General features: G+C 69.4%; 13 protein-coding genes. 7 read left to right on the top strand and 6 right to left on the bottom strand.

Annotated features, from left to right (window positions below):
* Positions 1-34 precede the first annotated feature (34 nt).
* Positions 35-1,192 carry a serine/threonine-protein kinase gene (locus ACIBH2_RS24580; RefSeq protein WP_397121426.1) on the bottom strand — a complete coding sequence of 386 codons (1,158 nt, stop codon included), beginning with the start codon at positions 1,190-1,192 and terminating at the stop codon, positions 35-37.
* Positions 1,193-1,370: 178 nt separating this feature from the next.
* Here ACIBH2_RS24580 and ACIBH2_RS24575 point away from each other — a divergent pair, with 178 nt between their 5' ends.
* Both ACIBH2_RS24575 and ACIBH2_RS24570 read left to right on the top strand, forming a co-directional pair.
* Positions 1,371-2,636 (top strand): hypothetical protein, encoded by a 1,266-nt coding sequence (locus ACIBH2_RS24575; protein WP_397121424.1) that lies wholly within the window; start codon positions 1,371-1,373, stop codon positions 2,634-2,636.
* A 489-nt stretch (positions 2,637-3,125) separates the two neighbouring features.
* Positions 3,126-4,721, top strand: coding sequence for a DNA polymerase Y family protein (locus ACIBH2_RS24570; RefSeq protein WP_397122995.1), 1,596 nt, complete (start codon positions 3,126-3,128; stop codon positions 4,719-4,721).
* A 7-nt stretch (positions 4,722-4,728) separates the two neighbouring features.
* On the opposite strand, the gene ACIBH2_RS24565 is transcribed toward ACIBH2_RS24570, so the two are convergent.
* Positions 4,729-5,526 carry a hypothetical protein gene (locus ACIBH2_RS24565; protein WP_397121422.1) on the bottom strand — a complete coding sequence of 266 codons (798 nt, stop codon included), beginning with the start codon at positions 5,524-5,526 and terminating at the stop codon, positions 4,729-4,731.
* Positions 5,527-5,548: 22 nt separating this feature from the next.
* On the opposite strand from ACIBH2_RS24565, the gene ACIBH2_RS24560 reads away from it, so the two are divergent.
* Positions 5,549-6,370: an alpha/beta fold hydrolase gene (locus ACIBH2_RS24560; RefSeq protein WP_397121420.1), complete on the top strand. Its 822-nt coding sequence runs from the start codon at positions 5,549-5,551 to the stop codon at positions 6,368-6,370.
* A gap of 7 nt (positions 6,371-6,377) precedes the next feature.
* Here ACIBH2_RS24560 and ACIBH2_RS24555 read toward each other — a convergent pair whose 3' ends face one another.
* On the bottom strand, positions 6,378-6,746 hold the full coding sequence (locus tag ACIBH2_RS24555; protein WP_397121418.1) for a nuclear transport factor 2 family protein: 369 nt from the start codon (positions 6,744-6,746) through the stop codon (positions 6,378-6,380).
* 127 nt (positions 6,747-6,873) lie between these two features.
* Here ACIBH2_RS24555 and ACIBH2_RS24550 point away from each other — a divergent pair, with 127 nt between their 5' ends.
* The 3 genes from ACIBH2_RS24550 to ACIBH2_RS24540 all read left to right on the top strand — a co-directional run bounded on the left by ACIBH2_RS24550 (position 6,874) and on the right by ACIBH2_RS24540 (position 9,724).
* On the top strand, positions 6,874-7,371 hold the full coding sequence (locus tag ACIBH2_RS24550; protein WP_397122993.1) for a YdeI family protein: 498 nt from the start codon (positions 6,874-6,876) through the stop codon (positions 7,369-7,371).
* Positions 7,368-8,333 (top strand): sucrase ferredoxin, encoded by a 966-nt coding sequence (locus ACIBH2_RS24545; RefSeq protein WP_397121416.1) that lies wholly within the window; start codon positions 7,368-7,370, stop codon positions 8,331-8,333. The genes ACIBH2_RS24550 and ACIBH2_RS24545 overlap by 4 nt, the downstream gene beginning before the upstream one ends.
* 206 nt (positions 8,334-8,539) lie before the next feature.
* A complete protein-coding gene (locus ACIBH2_RS24540) occupies positions 8,540-9,724 on the top strand; it encodes an acyl-CoA dehydrogenase family protein (protein WP_397121414.1) in 1,185 nt (394 codons plus the stop codon).
* 7 nt (positions 9,725-9,731) lie between these two features.
* Here ACIBH2_RS24540 and ACIBH2_RS24535 read toward each other — a convergent pair whose 3' ends face one another.
* The 3 genes from ACIBH2_RS24535 to ACIBH2_RS24525 form a co-directional block, all read right to left on the bottom strand.
* On the bottom strand, positions 9,732-10,715 hold the full coding sequence (locus tag ACIBH2_RS24535; protein WP_397121412.1) for a zinc-binding dehydrogenase: 984 nt from the start codon (positions 10,713-10,715) through the stop codon (positions 9,732-9,734).
* Positions 10,716-10,719: 4 nt separating this feature from the next.
* Positions 10,720-11,166: a MarR family winged helix-turn-helix transcriptional regulator gene (locus tag ACIBH2_RS24530; RefSeq protein ID WP_397121410.1), complete on the bottom strand. Its 447-nt coding sequence runs from the start codon at positions 11,164-11,166 to the stop codon at positions 10,720-10,722.
* Positions 11,167-11,580: 414 nt separating this feature from the next.
* Positions 11,581-12,585, bottom strand: coding sequence for an SDR family NAD(P)-dependent oxidoreductase (locus tag ACIBH2_RS24525; RefSeq protein WP_397121407.1), 1,005 nt, complete (start codon positions 12,583-12,585; stop codon positions 11,581-11,583).
* 185 nt (positions 12,586-12,770) lie between these two features.
* Here ACIBH2_RS24525 and ACIBH2_RS24520 point away from each other — a divergent pair, with 185 nt between their 5' ends.
* On the top strand, positions 12,771-16,121 hold the full coding sequence (locus ACIBH2_RS24520) for an error-prone DNA polymerase (RefSeq protein ID WP_397121405.1): 3,351 nt from the start codon (positions 12,771-12,773) through the stop codon (positions 16,119-16,121).
* Positions 16,122-16,140 lie beyond the last annotated feature (19 nt).

The raw sequence follows: 16,140 nt of genomic DNA, 5'->3' as shown, positions 1-16,140 counted from the left end.
TGCGAATTGTGTCCGCGTAGGCCAATTGCCAGCCCTACATCACCGCCACAAGCACCACAATGATGATCAACAACCCGATGAGCAACCCGACCGCCACCGCGAGCGGCCCCGCATTCGGCCCCAGGTTCGAGAAGTCGATCCCCTTCGGCTTGTGCTGTGCCGCAGCCGGAGTCGGTGCCGAAGCACGCTGAGGACGGGGGAGCGGGGTGGAGTGCGGGCTCCGCAGACCGGCGGCGGAATTACGCGCGGCCCAGGCGGGGATGGTGCCGTCCTCGGTGCGGACAGGGGCACCCAAGATATAAGGAGCCGTCCCAGGACCGAAAGCGGCGGTGAGGATCTCGTTGCGCGCCTCGGTCATGGTGGGGCGGCGCTGCGGGGCCGGTTCCATCATGTGCAGCAGCGCCTGGGTGAGCGGGCCGGTGCGCTCCGGCGGGATGATCTGGGCCATGGCGGCGCGCTCCACCACCACGTCGCTGTCGTCCTCGAAACCGTAGGGCGGATGGCCCTCGATGGCGGTGTACAGCGTTGCGCCGAGCGAGAATACGTCGCTGGCGGAGGTGGGCTGCGCGCCTCGTGCCACCTCGGGCGGCAGGTAGGCGGGGGTGCCGGTGATGACGTCGCCGGGTTCGTCGATACCGTCGCCGAGCCCGCGCGAGATGCCGAAGTCGCTGAGCTTCACCATGCCCACCTCGTCACCGCGATCGGCGACCAGGATGTTGCCCGGCTTGATATCGCGGTGGGTGATGCCCGCGGCGTGCGCGGTGGCGAGCGCGTCGGCGACCTGCGCGCCGATCTGCGCGACCTCGATGGGGGAGAGCCGATCGACCAGCGCCAAGGCTTTGGCGACGCTGCGGGAGGGCAGGTACTCCATGACGAGCCAGGGCTCACCGGCCTCGATCACCACGTCGTAGACCGCGATGGCGTGTTCGTGCGAGAGCTTCGCCGCGACCCGCCCCTCGTGAATGATCTGCTGGCGCACGGCATGCGCCTGCTCCTCGCTCAACCCGGCGGTGGAGAGCACCTGCTTGATGGCCACATCGCGATGCAGCAGCCGATCCTTCGCCAGCCAGACCGCGCCCATACCGCCGCCGCCGAGTTTGGACTGGAGACGGTAGCGGCCAGCGACCAGATAATCGGGGCCGACGATGGGACGGGGGCGTTCGGTCACGGGTGCAGGGTAGCGGAAAACCATCCCGACGGGCCTGCTTCGAAACTCGAGGGTTGCGCCACTCTCCCTTGACGCGGGCGGAGTGTCGGGTTCTACTGGATTGCACTCGAACGTATATTCGAATTGTGTCGGTAGCTGGATCGGTGCTGGGGAGTTCGACCCCGGCTCCGGCGGATCCATCGCTCGAGAAAGGTGGTCGATGATGGGTTCGGGACAGGTCCTGGGCAAGCCGGTCCCCCCGGACAGACAGCAACAGCTGGCAGAGCTGCGCCGCCGCATGGCCGCGATCCCCGCCCGCGGCGTGGAGGCCACGCGCCATGCACCCCTGTCCGCCGCAATCAGCACCGCCGCCCCACGCCGCCGCCCCACCCCGACCGGCCCGGCCCGCACTCCCGCCGATGAGCCAACCTCGACCGGAGTGGAAACCGCGGCCGAGACGCGCTGGGCCGCTACCGGCTCGCCCTCCACCTGGGCCGGTTCGGGGTTCGATCCGGCCGAAACGAGAGTCGCCCAGGTCGAAGCGGACCCCTCGCCCGGGACGGAATCGAGCCCGGCCGGGCCGGAGCCTGCCTCGGCTGGTTCGGGGTTCGTTCCGGCTGGATCCGATTCGGCCGGTTCTGGATCAGGTCATGCCGAACTCGGTTCCGTCTCGACCGAAGCGAGCACCTCGGCCCAGGTGCGCTTGGCCTCGGCAGGTTCGGCTGCTGCCTTGGCGACCGGGTCGGCCGGGGCGGGGGGTGTGGTCACCGGTGCGGAATCTGCTTCGGGCGCTTCGGAGTTCGGTTCCGCCGGGGTGCGCTCCCGCGCTTCTCACGCGCGGACCTCGGCGAGGGGTGTCGGGGTCGTCGAGCGGCGGGAGTTGTTGCCGGTGCCGCCCGCCTTGGTGGATCTGCTTCCCGAGGGTGGGTTGGCCAAAGGGTCGATCGTGTCCTACAGCGGGGCCAGTTCCTTGCTGTCCGGATTGCTGGCCGCTGTGACCGGGGCGGGTGGGCATGCCGCTGCGGTGGGCCTGCCTCGGTTGGGGTTGTTGGCGGCGGCGGAGATGGGGGCGCAGTTGGCGCGACTGGCCGTGGTGGCGGATCCGGGGCCGGATCCGCTGGAGGTGGCCTCGGTGCTGCTGGATGGGCTCGATTTGGTGGTGTTGGGGTTGAACGGCGCATCGGTTCCGCCTTCTCGGGCGCGGGTGCTCTCCGCTCGTGCCCGCAGCAAGAGTTCGACGCTCGTGGTCACCAATGGCACCTGGGCGGGTCCCAGCCTCCGCATCGACACCAAGATCGCGGGCTATGACGGTCTCGGGCGCGGCTGTGGCCGTCTGCGGACCGTCAGCCTCGATGTGCGGATCGGTGGCCGCTCCATGCCACCTCGCCACGGTCACCTCGATATGTTCCCCCGCGATGGCCGCGTCGAATGGGCGGCTCGCGACACCCCGCTCGAAACCTTGAGGCCCGCCAACCATGCGGTCTCTTGAGCCTGCCCCCGCCAGGGTGGACGAGATCCGCCGTAGCGGATTAACCGGTGCCGCAATGGATTCCGCTTCCCGGGCTGAGTGTGGAGCGCGGCGGACGGCGGTGTCGCGCCCATATGCCGTGATGCGCGCATGTCGATCCCGCCACGCGCTCTCCTCCTGGGGGTCGTTCGCTCTCGGAGTGGAATGCGCTGCGCTCGTCCGAATCGGCGGGTCTCGCCGCGATGAAGTTGCCCCGGTCGGCCGCGCGGTCGTCGCGTCCCGAACCGGCTCCGCGGCGGTGTGGCGCGCCACGATGCTCCGCGCTGGTGCGCCTACGGATCCGAGCGACGGCAACGGTTTTCGAACATCGCGGTCGAACCGCTGTGCCCGGCCGCGGTGCCGCGCGACCGCGGCGAGCCCGGTATCTGTGGAGGGGCGGTGAGTGCGCGAGAGCGGTCGCGGGTATTGGCGGTGTGGTGCCTGGATTGGCCCGCGGTAGCGGCGGCGGCGATGGAGGGCGCGGCGGCCAGTCGGCCGGTGGCGGTGTTGTCCGGGAATCGGGTGGTGGCTTGTTCGGCGGTGGCTCGGGCCGAGGGGGTGCGGCGGGGGTTGCGGCGGCGGGAGGCGCAGGGGCGGTGCCCGGATCTGCTTGTGGTGCAGGATGATCCGGAGCGGGATGCGCGCATGTTCGAACCCGTGGTGGCGGCCGTGGACGCGACCGTGCCGGGGGTGGAGGTGCTGCGGCCGGGGCTGTTGGTGCTCGCGGCGCGGGGCGCGGCGCGGTACTTCGGGTCGGAGGAGGCGGCGGCGGAGCGGCTGGTCGACGCGGTCGCGGCGGCGGGGGCCGAATGCCAGATCGGGATCGCGGACGAGCTGTCCACGGCGGTGTTCGCGGCGCGGCGGTCGATGATCGTGCCGGTGGGCGAGGGCGCGCGATTCCTCGCGCCGCTGCCGGTGGGTGAGCTCGCCGCCGAAGCGGCCCTGGCCGGGCCGGGCCGCGAAGAGCTGGTGGATCTGCTGCACCGCTTGGGATTACGTCGTATCGGCGATTTCGCGGCACTCACCGCGAAGGAGGTGACCTCGCGCTTCGGCGCCGACGCCATCACCGCGCACCGCTGCGCCCGCGCCGAACCCGAACGCCCGCCGTCCGCGCAGCCGCCGGACCCCGACCTGACCGTCGAATACCGTTGCGACCCACCGATAGACCGCGTCGACGCCGCCGCCTTCGCGGGCCGCATGCTCGCCGCCGAACTGCACACCAAACTGGCCGCCGCCTCGGTGGCCTGCACCCGCCTGTCCGTCCAAGCCGAAACCGAAGCCGGAGAACGACTCTCCCGCACCTGGCGCTGCGCCGAACCGCTCACCCCCGACAGCACCGCCGACCGCATCCGCTGGCAGCTCGACGGCTGGCTCACCCGCCGCGTCCTCGGCGGCAACGACACCGAACCCGACTCGAATGGTGAGAAATCCCGCCGAGCGCGACAGGCCGCCGCGAGAAGGTCTGCCCGCGAGGAGAATTGGGGCGCGCCCACCGCCCCCATCACCCTGCTGCGCCTCGAACCCGTCGAAGTGGTGTCGGCCGGAGCCCTGCAACTCGGCCTGTGGGGCGGTGTCGGCGAGGAAGAGGAGCGGGCCCGCCGCGCACTGCTGCGCGTACAGGGCTTGCTCGGCGGTGAGTCGGTCCGAGTGGGCGTGCTCAGCGGCGGCCGCGGCCCCGCCGAACGCATCACTATGGTGACTCTCGGCGAAGAGCTCGTCCCCGCGGCGGACCCGGCCAAACCCTGGCCCGGCCGTCTCCCCGAACCCGCGCCCACCGTCATCCTGGCCAACCGCCCCCAGGTCCGCCTGGAGGCCGCCGACGGCACCCCGGTCTGGGTCACCGACCGCGGCCTCTTCACCGCCGAACCGCTGCACCTGCACTGGGGCAGCCGCAGCTGGCGACTCACCGGCTGGGCGGGCCCCTGGCCCCTCGACGACCGCTGGTGGACCCATCAACTCCCACACGGCTACGCCGCCCGCGCCCAGGTCCTCCTCGACGGCGATCACCGCGCCCTCCTGCTGCTCGCCTACGACAAGGCCTGGCATGTGGAGGGGCTGTACGAATAGCGACCCGTCAAGCGGCGCGGATCCCCCGCAGCATGACCGCGATCTGTTCGAGGGAGACACGCTCGCGCTGTTCCCGGGGACCGGTCATGAATTCCATGGTGGCCAGCAGGGCGTCCGGGCGGACCGGCAGGCCGGTGAAGAGAATCTTGTACGACTCCGGCTCCGGTGAGCCGGAATGAGCGAGTACATAGGTCGGCGCGCAGTGGAATTCGATCTCCGGGCGAGACTTCTTGTCCACCTTCACGTGTTCGCCACGGAGCTGCGCTATCGCCTCCCAAGGGAATTCGAGATCGCGGTCGCCCACGATGACGCGCAACGAATCTCGGTTCAGGACGAGCCGGTTTCGGCGGGCGTGATAGACGGCTTTCACCACCTCGTAGACCGCCAAGCCGAACAGGGCATAACCGAAGATCTTGTAGCCCGGGACCACGGCCAGCCCGACGAGGAGCCACAGCGCGCCGCACAGCACCCACCCCGCCGTGCTGTAGAACTTCGCGTCACGCCAGATGTAGGAGCCCACCACCACGCTGTCGTCGCCGACGTAGATCCCGGGTTCGGCCAGGCGGTCGGCGAGGGTGGTGGCCGTGTACATGACCGTGATCGTCAGGAAGACCAGCGACACCGCGATCGGGATCTCGATGCCGTAGTCGCCGTGGCGGTCCAGGTAGAACGCGACGACCGTCGCCACCACCGTCACCGCGAGCAGCAGCAGTCCGAGGACGATCTCGCCGACCACACCGAGGGTGGGCCGGGTCAGGGCATTGTCGGGTCGATACTCCGCAGGTGGGGTCGCGGTTTCACGCATGACGGGAATACAACCAGGCATTATGGTTCCGCGCACAACCGGCGGCGCGGCGCTCGCGCACCCCGTACGCTGGCTGATCGTGGAGTTGACCGTCAGCCGAGTCGCGTTCGAGGACGTGCATATCGCCTACCGGGATTCCGGGGCGGGCTCCGGACATTCCCACAGCGATGTGCCCGTCGTCCTGGTGCACGGCATGGGCGGCGACGGCCACACCTGGGACCGGTTCGCGCGCCAGCTGACGCAGCGCGGCCGCCGCGTCATCATTCCGGATCTGCGCGGCCACGGTCGCAGCGCGCACACCGCCTCGTACCTCTTTCCGGAATTCGGCGCGGACGTACTGCGCCTGTGCGAGCGCCTCGAACTCGGCGCGGTCGATCTGGTGGGTCATTCGCTCGGCGGCTACGCCGCGTCCTGGGTGGCCATGCAACGCCCGGAGTCGGTGCGCCGCTTGGTGATCGAGGAGCAGCCGCTGCCGCTGCGCTCCGGCGACGAGCAGATGACGCTGACCCGCCGACTGCCCACCGTGCCCGAACTGTGGCACGCCACCACCAGCCTGCTCCGCCATCCGCGCGCCGTGCTGGCCTTCGACCGCTCCATGACCGGCAGCGCGCTGGAACAGTTCCGCAAGCCCTACCCGGAATGGTGGGAGGGCCTCGCCGATATCACCGCCGCCACGCTGTTCCTGCGCGGCGGCCCCGGCGGCATGGTGGATCCGGTGAAGCTGGAGCAGATGCGCGGCAGCGTCGCCGACTGCACGGTTCAGGCCTTCCGCTGCGGCCACAGCATTCACCGTGACCGCTACCCCGAATTCGAGGCGGCGGTCCTGCCGTTCCTGGGGCACTGAGGCCGAGTCAGTCCGGGATCGGCGTCTGCTGGTAGCAGGCCAGCCGCCAGCCGTCCGGGGTGTCGACGTAGACGCTGGTCATCACGCCGCGGAATGCGGGCGTATCACTTTCGCGGTAGGCGATACCCGTGTAGACCAGGACTTTCGCGGTGCCGCCCGCATCGATCACGCGGGGATCCTCGAGTTCGAAGGCCCGCCAGGGCGGCGCGTTCCGCAGTGACTCGACCACCCCGTCGCGGTCCAGCACCATGCCGTTGGCGAGGACCATGACGGCGTCCTCGGTCATGAGGGCACCGTAGAAGTCCGCGCCGGTGCTCGCGCACAGCGCCTCCCATCCGCGATGCTCTACCTCCAAGAGTTCCTTCAGCGGTTCCATGGTCGGCGGATACCCATCCCGGGCGCGCTGACGATCATTTTTCCGACGGATCTACAGTTGAGCCGTGTCCGCAGCAGAGCGTCCGATTCTGTTCTTCGCCGGTGAGGCGGAGTTTCGGGAATGGCTGATGGCCAATCACGCCGGTATGGACGGGGTATGGCTCAAATTCGCCAAGAAGGGCACGGGGTACGTGTCCCTCGACTACGCGGGCGCGCTGCGCCAAGCCCTGTGTTTCGGCTGGATCGACGGCCAGGCCAAGAGCCTCGACGACGAGTTCTACCTGCAGAGCTTCACCCCGCGACGGCAGCGCAGCCAATGGTCGCAGCGCAATGTCGGCTTCGTGCGCGAACTCATCGAACAGGGGCTCATGCATCCGGCCGGGCAGGCGGAGATCGACCGCGCCAAGGCCGACGGCCGCTGGGACAATGCCTACGGCGCGGAGCTGCCCCAGGATTTCCTGGACGCGCTCACCCGCCATCCCGCGGCGGCGGCCTTCTTCGACACGCTCCCCGATCAGGCGCACGCCGCGGTCGGCTATCAACTCGGCAGCGCCGTGCGCCCCGAGACGCGGGCGCGGCGGCTCGAGCAGATCATTCAACAATTGGAGGACGGGCAGCCGCTGTGACGAGCTACGACGGCCTACCGTGTTCGGCTGCCGCGCTGGACCTTCCGCTGCCCGGCAGCGCCACCCGCGTCACCGGCTGGCTCTGTGTCGAGCAGCCCGGCGCGTGGGGCCGCGATGTCATCGGCGACGAGGTGCTCGGCCCCGAGATCACGCCCGCGCTGGCCGCGCTCGCCAAGGCCGCGCATGTCCGCCCCACCCTGATTCGCCGCCCCGGGCGCAAGGAATTCTCCGGTGTGCGAACGGTTCTGATCGCCAGCTCCCGCCCCGAGGGCTCCTGGTGCGAGCGCTTCGAGATCACCGACCTGAAGCAGCTGCTCGACCTCGACCTGCACCTGCTCAACGGTCCCGCCCCGAAAATCGGTGTCCCCGTGACGGATCCGATCCTGGTGTGCGCGCACGGCAAACGCGACCAGTGCTGCGCCCGCCTCGGCCGCCCCATCGCGGCCCGCCTCGCCGCCGCCCACCCCGACCGCGTCTGGGAGTGCTCGCACACCGGCGGCCACCGCTTCGCCCCCGCCGTGGTGCTGCTCCCGACCGGCCTCACCTACGGCCGCATCGACGAGGAGACCGCCGTCGACATGATCGCCACCGTGGACCGGGGTCTCCTGCCGCTCACCGGCTTTCGCGGCCGCAGCTGCTCCTCACCCGTCGAGCAGGTGGCGGAAATCGCCGTCCGCGAACACCTCTCGACCACCGCGGATTGGCTCAGCGCCGCGGGCATCGACGATCTGACGGCAACGGAAACCACACTCGACGCGAGCCCCGCGCACGGTGCTGCCCTGCCTGTTGTCGCTCCCACTGATGCCACCTACGCGGGCGCGGCCCTGGTCACCCACCGCGACGGCCGCCAATGGCTGGTCACCACCCGCACCCACGCCCACACTCCCCGCCAAGCCAGCTGCGGCGCATCCCCCAAACCCGCCACCGCCCTGGTCCCCGCCCACATCGAGCCCCTCCACTAGGGCTCTTCAAGATCACCAGGTATTGGTGGCGGCGTTGTACGAGAGGGTCCCGCCACCAGTACCTGGTCGCTTTAGCGGATGCGGTGGGGGAAGTCCAGGCGAGGTTCGGTGAGTGGGAATTCGGCCCGCGGGGGGCTTGGGCGTGTTTACCTTCGAGGACAGCCCTGCTGCCGGGTGGGGATTACCGAAGGTTCGGAGGTGCGGGTATGTCGCACAGCGTGGTTCAACGGGTACAGGAGATCGCCGGGCAGTTGGCGGCGACGGCCGAGGAGACCGAGCGGGCGGGCAAACTCTCCGAGGAGAGCGTCAAACTGGTGCGGCAGGCGGGGGTCATGCGCATGTTGCAGCCCACCGAGTTCGGCGGATACGCCGCGCACCCACGGGATTTCGCCGAGGCGGTGATGGCGGTCTCGGCGGCCTGCGGCTCCACCGGGTGGGTGTGCGGTGTGGGCGGTGTTCACCCGTGGGAGATGGCGCTCATGGATCGCCGTCTGCAACAAGAGGTGTGGGGCGAGAATCCGGATACCTGGATCGCGTCGCCGTACGCGCCGCAGGGCATCGCCGTACCCACCGAGGGCGGCTACGTGTTGAAGGGGCGCTGGAGCTTCTCCTCCGGCACCGACCACTGCGACTGGATCTTCCTGGGGGCCTTGGTCGGTGACGCCGAGGGCAGGCCCACACAGCCGATCACGTCCCTGCACGTGGTGCTGCCGAGGGCGGACTACACCATTGTCGAGGACTCCTGGGATGTGATCGGGCTGTGCGGCACCGGCAGTAAGGACATCATCGTCGACGGCGCGTTCATACCCGACTACCGCACCATCGATTCGGAGGAAGTGGCCTCCGGGACCACCGCCGCCGATCGGGTCGGCCGCACGGAAACCGTGTACCGCCTGCCCTTCTGGACCATGTTCCCGCTCGGCATCACCGCCGCGGTCATCGGTATCGCCGAGGGTGCGCTGGCCGCGCACCTCGACTATCAGCGCGGGCGGATCACCGCCATGGGCACCGCCATTCGGGACGATCCGTACGCGCTGTACGCCATTTCCGAGGCGGCGGCCGAGATCGCCGCCTCGCGCACCCAACTCCTCGACGGCATCAGCAGGCTCTACGACCTCGCCGAGGCCGGACAGCCCATCGCCTTCGAGAACCGATCGGTGGTGCGCCGCAACCAGGTTCGCGCCGCGTGGCGGGCGGTGGCCGCGGTGGACGAGATCTTCGCCCGCTCCGGCGGCAATGCCGTGCGCAAACACAACCCGCTGCAACGGTTCTGGCGGGACGCGCACGTGGGATTGCAGCACGCCATTCACATTCCGGGCTCGATCTACCACTCCGACGCGTTGACGTCGATGGGCATCGAACCGCAGGGTGCGCTGCGGGCGCTGATCTGAACCGGCGCTACACCTTCGCGGCGAGCGCGATCTTGGCATTGCGGCCCGGGGTCTCGCTCGCCGCGGCGGCCTCGCCCGCCCGCTCCAGCGGGTAGGCCCGCTCGATATCGAGGCGCAGCGTGCCGCGGGCGGCCATGCCCATGAGCTCGCCGATGAGTCGACGGCGCTCGTCCGCGCCGATCTCCTCCATGCGCTTGGAGCCCCAGAAGCCCTGCACCACGGCCTGTTTGAAGATCAGGGCGCCGGTATTGAGCGAGAGCGGCTTGCCGGAGAGCGCGCCGAAGGAGATCAGCTCGCCGCGCGGGGCCAGCAGCGACAGCAGGTCGTTGGCGGCGCGGCCGCCCACCTGGTCCACGGCCCGCACGATCGGTGCGCCGTCGGTCGCGGCGGCGGCCTTGTCCAGCCAATCCTCGGACTCGGTGATGACGACCGGCTCGAAACCGAGTTCGCGCAGGGACTTCTCGGCGTCGGCGCTGCGCACCAGATTGAGCACCCGCACGCCGCGTTCGCGGGCCAGGACATTCAGCAACCGGCCCACCGCGCCATTGGCGGCATTGACCGTAATCCAGTCGCCCGCCTGGACTTTCAGATCCTCCAGCAGGACGAGCGTGCTCAACGGCATGGCCAGCAGCTGGCTCGCGGTCTCGTCGGAGACGCTGTCGGGCACCGGGAGCACCTGCGCGGCCTTGGCGAGGAAGTACTCGGCCCAGGTGCCGTTGACACCCGAAACCGTCACGCGCTGACCGACTTCCAGGCCCTTCACCTCGGAGCCCACGGCGTCGATGCGGCCCACCGCCTCGGTGCCGGGCACCGCGGGCAACTCCGGCCGGTAGCCGTAGACGCCGCGCACGATCGCCAGATCGTGATTGTGCATGGGCGACAGGGTGGTGGCGATCCGCACCTCGTCGGCGGCGGGCTCGGGGGTGGGGCGATCCGTCGCCCGCAGTACGTCTTTCGGCTCTCCGAACGTGTCGATGACAACCGCTCGCATAGGGTTACTCCTCGTTTCGAGTTCGATCGGTCAGCGCGTCGGTCAGACGAAGCAGCGTGTCGCGCAGTGCTTTCAGCTCCTGCTCGGACAGGCCGGTCGCCGCCGCCAACCGCTTGGGAATATCGCGGGCTCGTGCCCGCAGGGCGCGCCCCGAGTCGGTGAGCCGGATCTCGACCCGGCGTTCATCCGCCGCCGAGCGCACCCGTTCCACCAGACCCGCGGTCGCCAATCGTTTCAACAGCGGAGAGAGCGTGCCGGTATCGAGCGCCAACGCCTCACAGAGGTCGCCTACACCCCGCCCGTCCCGCTCCCAGAGCGCCAGCATCACCAGATATTGCGGATAGGTGAGGCCCAGCGCGTCCAGTTCCTGCCGGTAGACCGCCGTGACCGCCCGCGATGCCGCATAGAGCGGGAAGCAAACCTGCTGGTCGAGCGACAGATCATCGGTCACCCCAGAGACTGTAGCCCGCAACTATATTGTGCACAACATGATGGCGAACACGTAGCTACCCCCGGAATGGATGCCGCCGATCGGGTGAGCCCGCTACCGGTGCGATGTTGCCGAGCCGCGCGATTCGGGCCGAGCCGTGCTACGCGGCCAGGTCGGCGACTTGCCGGGCGTCGCGATGTGGCTGGGTTCCGCGACGTGGCCAAGCTGTATGACTGGCCACGCGGTGGGTCGGTGAACTCGCCCATGAACAAAGTGCGGCCACCGTCTTGGCGGGAGAGGTGGCCGCAGGTGGTCTGTGACCAGCGGGCGCGGGTTCTGTGGTCAGCGTGGTCGCTGGCGGTCATCGAATGTCCCGCCATCCCGTATTCGGTGAGGATCGGTCGGGGCGGAGGAGTCGCGCCCCGACCGGCGCGGTCACCAGTGGGTGCCGGGTACCAAGCGGGCGGCGCGGCGCAGGGCGGTGCCGGTGGCGCGCACGGCGGGTGGGACCTCGCGGGTCTTGCGCTTGGGCGGCACGAACTCCAATTCCTCGGTGTCCTCGGTCTTTTCGCCCTTGGCGGCGGCGGAGTCGGGGAGGGCGCGGTAGTACCGGTGCATGATCCGGTCCTTGATGCGCGGGGTGATGAGGCTGCCGTATTCGGCGAGGGTGCCCAGCGGGACGTCGATGCGCTTGGGGCGGTCGGTGAGGGCGCGCACGATGGTGGCGGCGGCCCATTCCGGCGATTCCGAGGGGCCCTGCTTACCGCTCGGGGCGATCATGGGCGTGCGCACCAGCGGCATGTGGATGGTGGTGAAAGTGATGTTGTCCGCGAGCATTTCGGCCGCGGTCACCTCGGCGAACTTGTCGAGGGCGGCCTTGGAGGCCAGGTAGGCGGCGAAGCGCGGCGTGGCGACCTGCACCCCGGCGCTGGAGATGTTCACGATGTGCCCGAACTTGCGCTCCCGCATCTGCGGCAGCAGGGCCAGGGTCATGCGCACGGCTCCGAAGTAGTTGACCGCCATGGTCCGCTCGAAATCGTGCATGCGGTCGGTGGAGCGGTGCACGGCACGGCGAATGGAGCGGCCCGCGTTGTTCACCAGCATGTCCACGTGGTCGTGTTCGGCGAGAATCCGCGCGACGGCCCGGTCGACGGACTGTTCGTCGGTGACATCGCACTGGTACGCGTACGCCGCGCCGCCGTCGGCCCGGATCTTCTCGACCACCACGGCCAGCTCTTCGGCGCGGCGAGCGAGCAGGAAGACCGTCGCGCCCTTCTCCGCCACGGCGAAGGCGGCCGCGCGCCCGATGCCGGAGGACGCGCCGGTGATGATGACGTGTTTGCCGGTCAGATCCCGGCGGGCGCGTCGACGGTTCGGATAGCCGTCGTGTCCACCCGTCGCGCCGCTCCCCGTCGAATCGCTACGCGATGCTGCACTCATCTCTGCTCCTATGCAGGTCGGATTGCCACGAACTTACTCCATAGTAAGTTCCGCCGCCAGCACGAGTTCGCGAGGTCGCCCGCGGGGGCGTGCGTTGATACAAACCGACCGGTTCTAATCCGTGTACAGTCCTGATTCATCGAACATCAGTTCGAGGTTCTGGGAGTGGGTGCGGAGGTGGTGTCGTGGGTTGGCACAACGGCCCGCCCTCGTGGGCGGAGCTGGAGCGGGTGCTGTCGGGTCGGCCGAGCCGACCCGAGGGCGACGGCGGCGACAGCCCGGCCTGGTCCCGCAAACGCGAGCCGTACCAGGCTGCCCGGCTGGAGCGTCCGGCCGCGACCGTGCCCTACGCCGAACTGCACACCCACTCCGCCTACAGCTTCCTCGACGGCGCGTGTCAGCCGGAGGAATTGGTGGAGGAGGCGGTGCGGCTCGGCCTCGAGGCCCTCGCGCTCACCGATCACGACGGGTTCTACGGCGTGGTGCGCTTCGCCGAGGCCGCCCGCGAATGGGGGATGCCGACGGTCTTCGGCGCGGAACTCTCCCTCGGTACCGCGGCTCGGGCCGGGGCCCATCTCGCCCCGCGCGGCGGGCGCGGGAGCCGGAAGCGGGACGCTCGGGTGGACGGCCCGGTGGACTCCGAACCCCGTACCGGCGCACCGGATCCCGCTGGACCGCACCTGCTGATTCTCGCGCGCGGGCAGGAGGGGTACCGGCGGCTGTCCCGGGAAATCGCCGCCGCGCACATGATCGCGGGGGAGAAGGGGATTCTGCGCTACGACCTGGACCGGCTGACCGAGGCCGCCGGTGGGCATTGGCATATCCTCACCGGTTGCCGGAAAGGCCATGTGCGGCAGGCGCTCACGCGTGGCGACGCGGAAGCCGAAGTGGCGCTGCGGGATCTGATGGAGCGGTTCGGGCGCGAGCGGGTGAGCGTGGAGCTCACCCACCACGGGATTCCCGAGGACGACGAACGCAATGCCCGGCTCATCGCGCTCGCCGACAAGCTCGGGCTACCGGTATTGGCCTCCACCGGAGCGCATTTCGCGGCACCCGCGCAGCGGCGGCGGGCCATGGCCATGGCGGCGATCCGGGCGCGGCAGAGCCTGGACGAGATGGCCGGATGGCTCCCGCCGACCGGGGGCGCGCATCTGCGCTCGGGGATGGAGATGGCGCGGCTGTTCGCGCAATGTCCACGAGCGGTGGCGAACGCGGCCGCGCTGGCCCGCGAATGCGCCTTCGATCTGCGGCTGATCGCACCGCAACTGCCGCCCTTCGAGGTGCCGGACGGCCATGACGAGAACTCGTGGCTGCGGGAGCTCACCTACGCGGGCGCGGCCCGCCGCTACGGCCCTCGGGCGAACAATCCGAAGGCCTACGCGCAGCTCGAACACGAGCTCGCGGTGATCGCCGACCTGGAGTTCCCGGGCTACTTCCTGGTGGTGCACGACATCGTCAGCTTCTGCCACGACAACGACATCCTGTGCCAGGGAAGGGGTTCGGCGGCCAACTCCGCCGTCTGCTACGCCATCGGCATCACCAATGTGGATCCGGTGGCGAACAAGCTGCTGTTCGAACGGTTTCTCTCGCCGGAGCGCGACGGGCCGCCCGATATCGATGTGGATATCGAATCCGATCGCCGCGAGGAGGCCATCCAGCACGTCTACGCCAAATACGGGCGCGAGTACGCCGCGCAGGTGGCCAATGTGATCACCTATCGCGGACGGTCCGCGGTGCGCGATGCCGCACGGGCGCTGGGGTTTTCGCCCGGACAGCAGGATGCCTGGAGCAAACAGGTGAACCGCTGGACCGGTGTCGCGCAGGAGGAGCACACCGACATTCCCGCCGACGTCCTCGCGCTGGCCGGTGAATTGGAAGGGCTGCCGAGGCATTTGGGCATCCACTCCGGCGGCATGGTGATCTGCGACCGGCCCATCGCCGATGTGTGCCCGACGGAATGGGCGCGGATGCCGGGACGCAGTGTCCTGCAATGGGACAAGGACGACTGCGCCGCCGCCGGACTGGTGAAATTCGATCTGCTCGGGCTCGGCATGCTCTCGGCGCTGCACTACATGATCGATCTGGTGCGCGAGCACAAGGGCGAGACCGTGGAGCTGCATCGGCTGGATCTCACCGAAGAGGCTGTGTACGAGATGCTTTCGCGCGCCGATTCGGTGGGCGTGTTCCAGGTGGAGTCCCGCGCGCAGATGGCGACGCTGCCGCGCTTGAAGCCTCGGAACTTCTACGACCTGGTGGTGGAGGTGGCGCTGATTCGGCCCGGGCCCATTCAGGGCGGCTCGGTGCACCCCTATATCCGGCGGCGCAACGAGCGGGAGGAGGTCGTCTACGACCATCCGGCGCTGCGGAATTCACTGGAACGCACCCTCGGCATTCCGCTGTTCCAAGAACAGCTCATGCAGATGGCCGTGGATGTCGCCGGATTCACCGCCGCCGAGGCCGATCAGCTGCGCCGGGCCATGGGCTCCAAACGCTCCACCCAGAAGATGGAGCGTCTGCGCGCACGCTTCTACGACGGGATGCGGGAACTGCACGGCATTACCGGCGAGGTGGCCGACCGCATCTACGAGAAGGTCTACGCCTTCGCGAATTTCGGCTTCCCGGAAAGCCATTCGCAGAGTTTCGCGTCCCTGGTGTTCTATTCGTCGTGGTTCAAACTGCATCATCCGGCGGCGTTCTGCGCGGGGCTGCTGCGGGCGCAGCCGATGGGGTTCTATTCGCCGCAGTCGCTGGTGGCCGATGCTCGGCGGCACGGGGTGGTGGTGCACGGGCCGGATATCAATCACAGTCTGGCCGAGGCGACTTTGGAGCGGAAGGGGATGGAGATTCGGTTGGGGCTGGCCGCGGTACGCCATATCGGCGGCGACTTGGCCGACAAGATCGTCGCCGCTCGCGAAGCGGGTCCCTACGAGTCCTTCCTGGATCTCACCAATCGCGTGGAACTGACTGTGCCGCAGGCGGAATCGCTGGCCACGGCGGGTGCGCTCAGCAGTCTCGGCGGCACGCGCCGACAAGCGCTGTGGGCGGCCGGGGCGGCGGCGGGTGAACGCCCCGATCGCCTGCCGGGTACCGGGGCCGCCACCACCGCCCCGGCGCTGCCCGGTATGAGCGATCTGGAGTTGGCCGCGGCCGACGTGTGGGCCACCGGTGTGTCGCCGGGCAGCTATCCCACCGAATTCCTTCGGCCTCGCCTCGATGCTCTCGGGGTGGTTCCCGCCGCCCACCTGCTCGATATTCGCGACGGCACCCGGGTGCTGGTCGGTGGCGCGGTCACCCACCGGCAGCGGCCCGCCACCGCGGGCGGCGTCACCTTCCTCAATCTGGAGGACGAGACCGGCATGGTGAACGTCGTCTGCTCGGTGGGCCTGTGGGCGCGTTTCCGCCGCCTCGCGCAGAGCGCGCCCGCCCTGCTGATTCGCGGTCGCGTACAGAATGCCGAGGGCGCGGTCACCGTCGTCGCCGAACATCTGCAACGCCTGGACCTGCGGGTGGAGGCCCGCTCCCGGGACTTCCGCTGATTCGACGAGAATGAATCGC

The organism is Nocardia sp. NPDC050406, assembly GCF_044459025.1.
GTDB lineage: Bacteria > Actinomycetota > Actinomycetes > Mycobacteriales > Mycobacteriaceae > Nocardia.
This window is presented reverse-complemented; position numbering and strand designations above follow the sequence as displayed.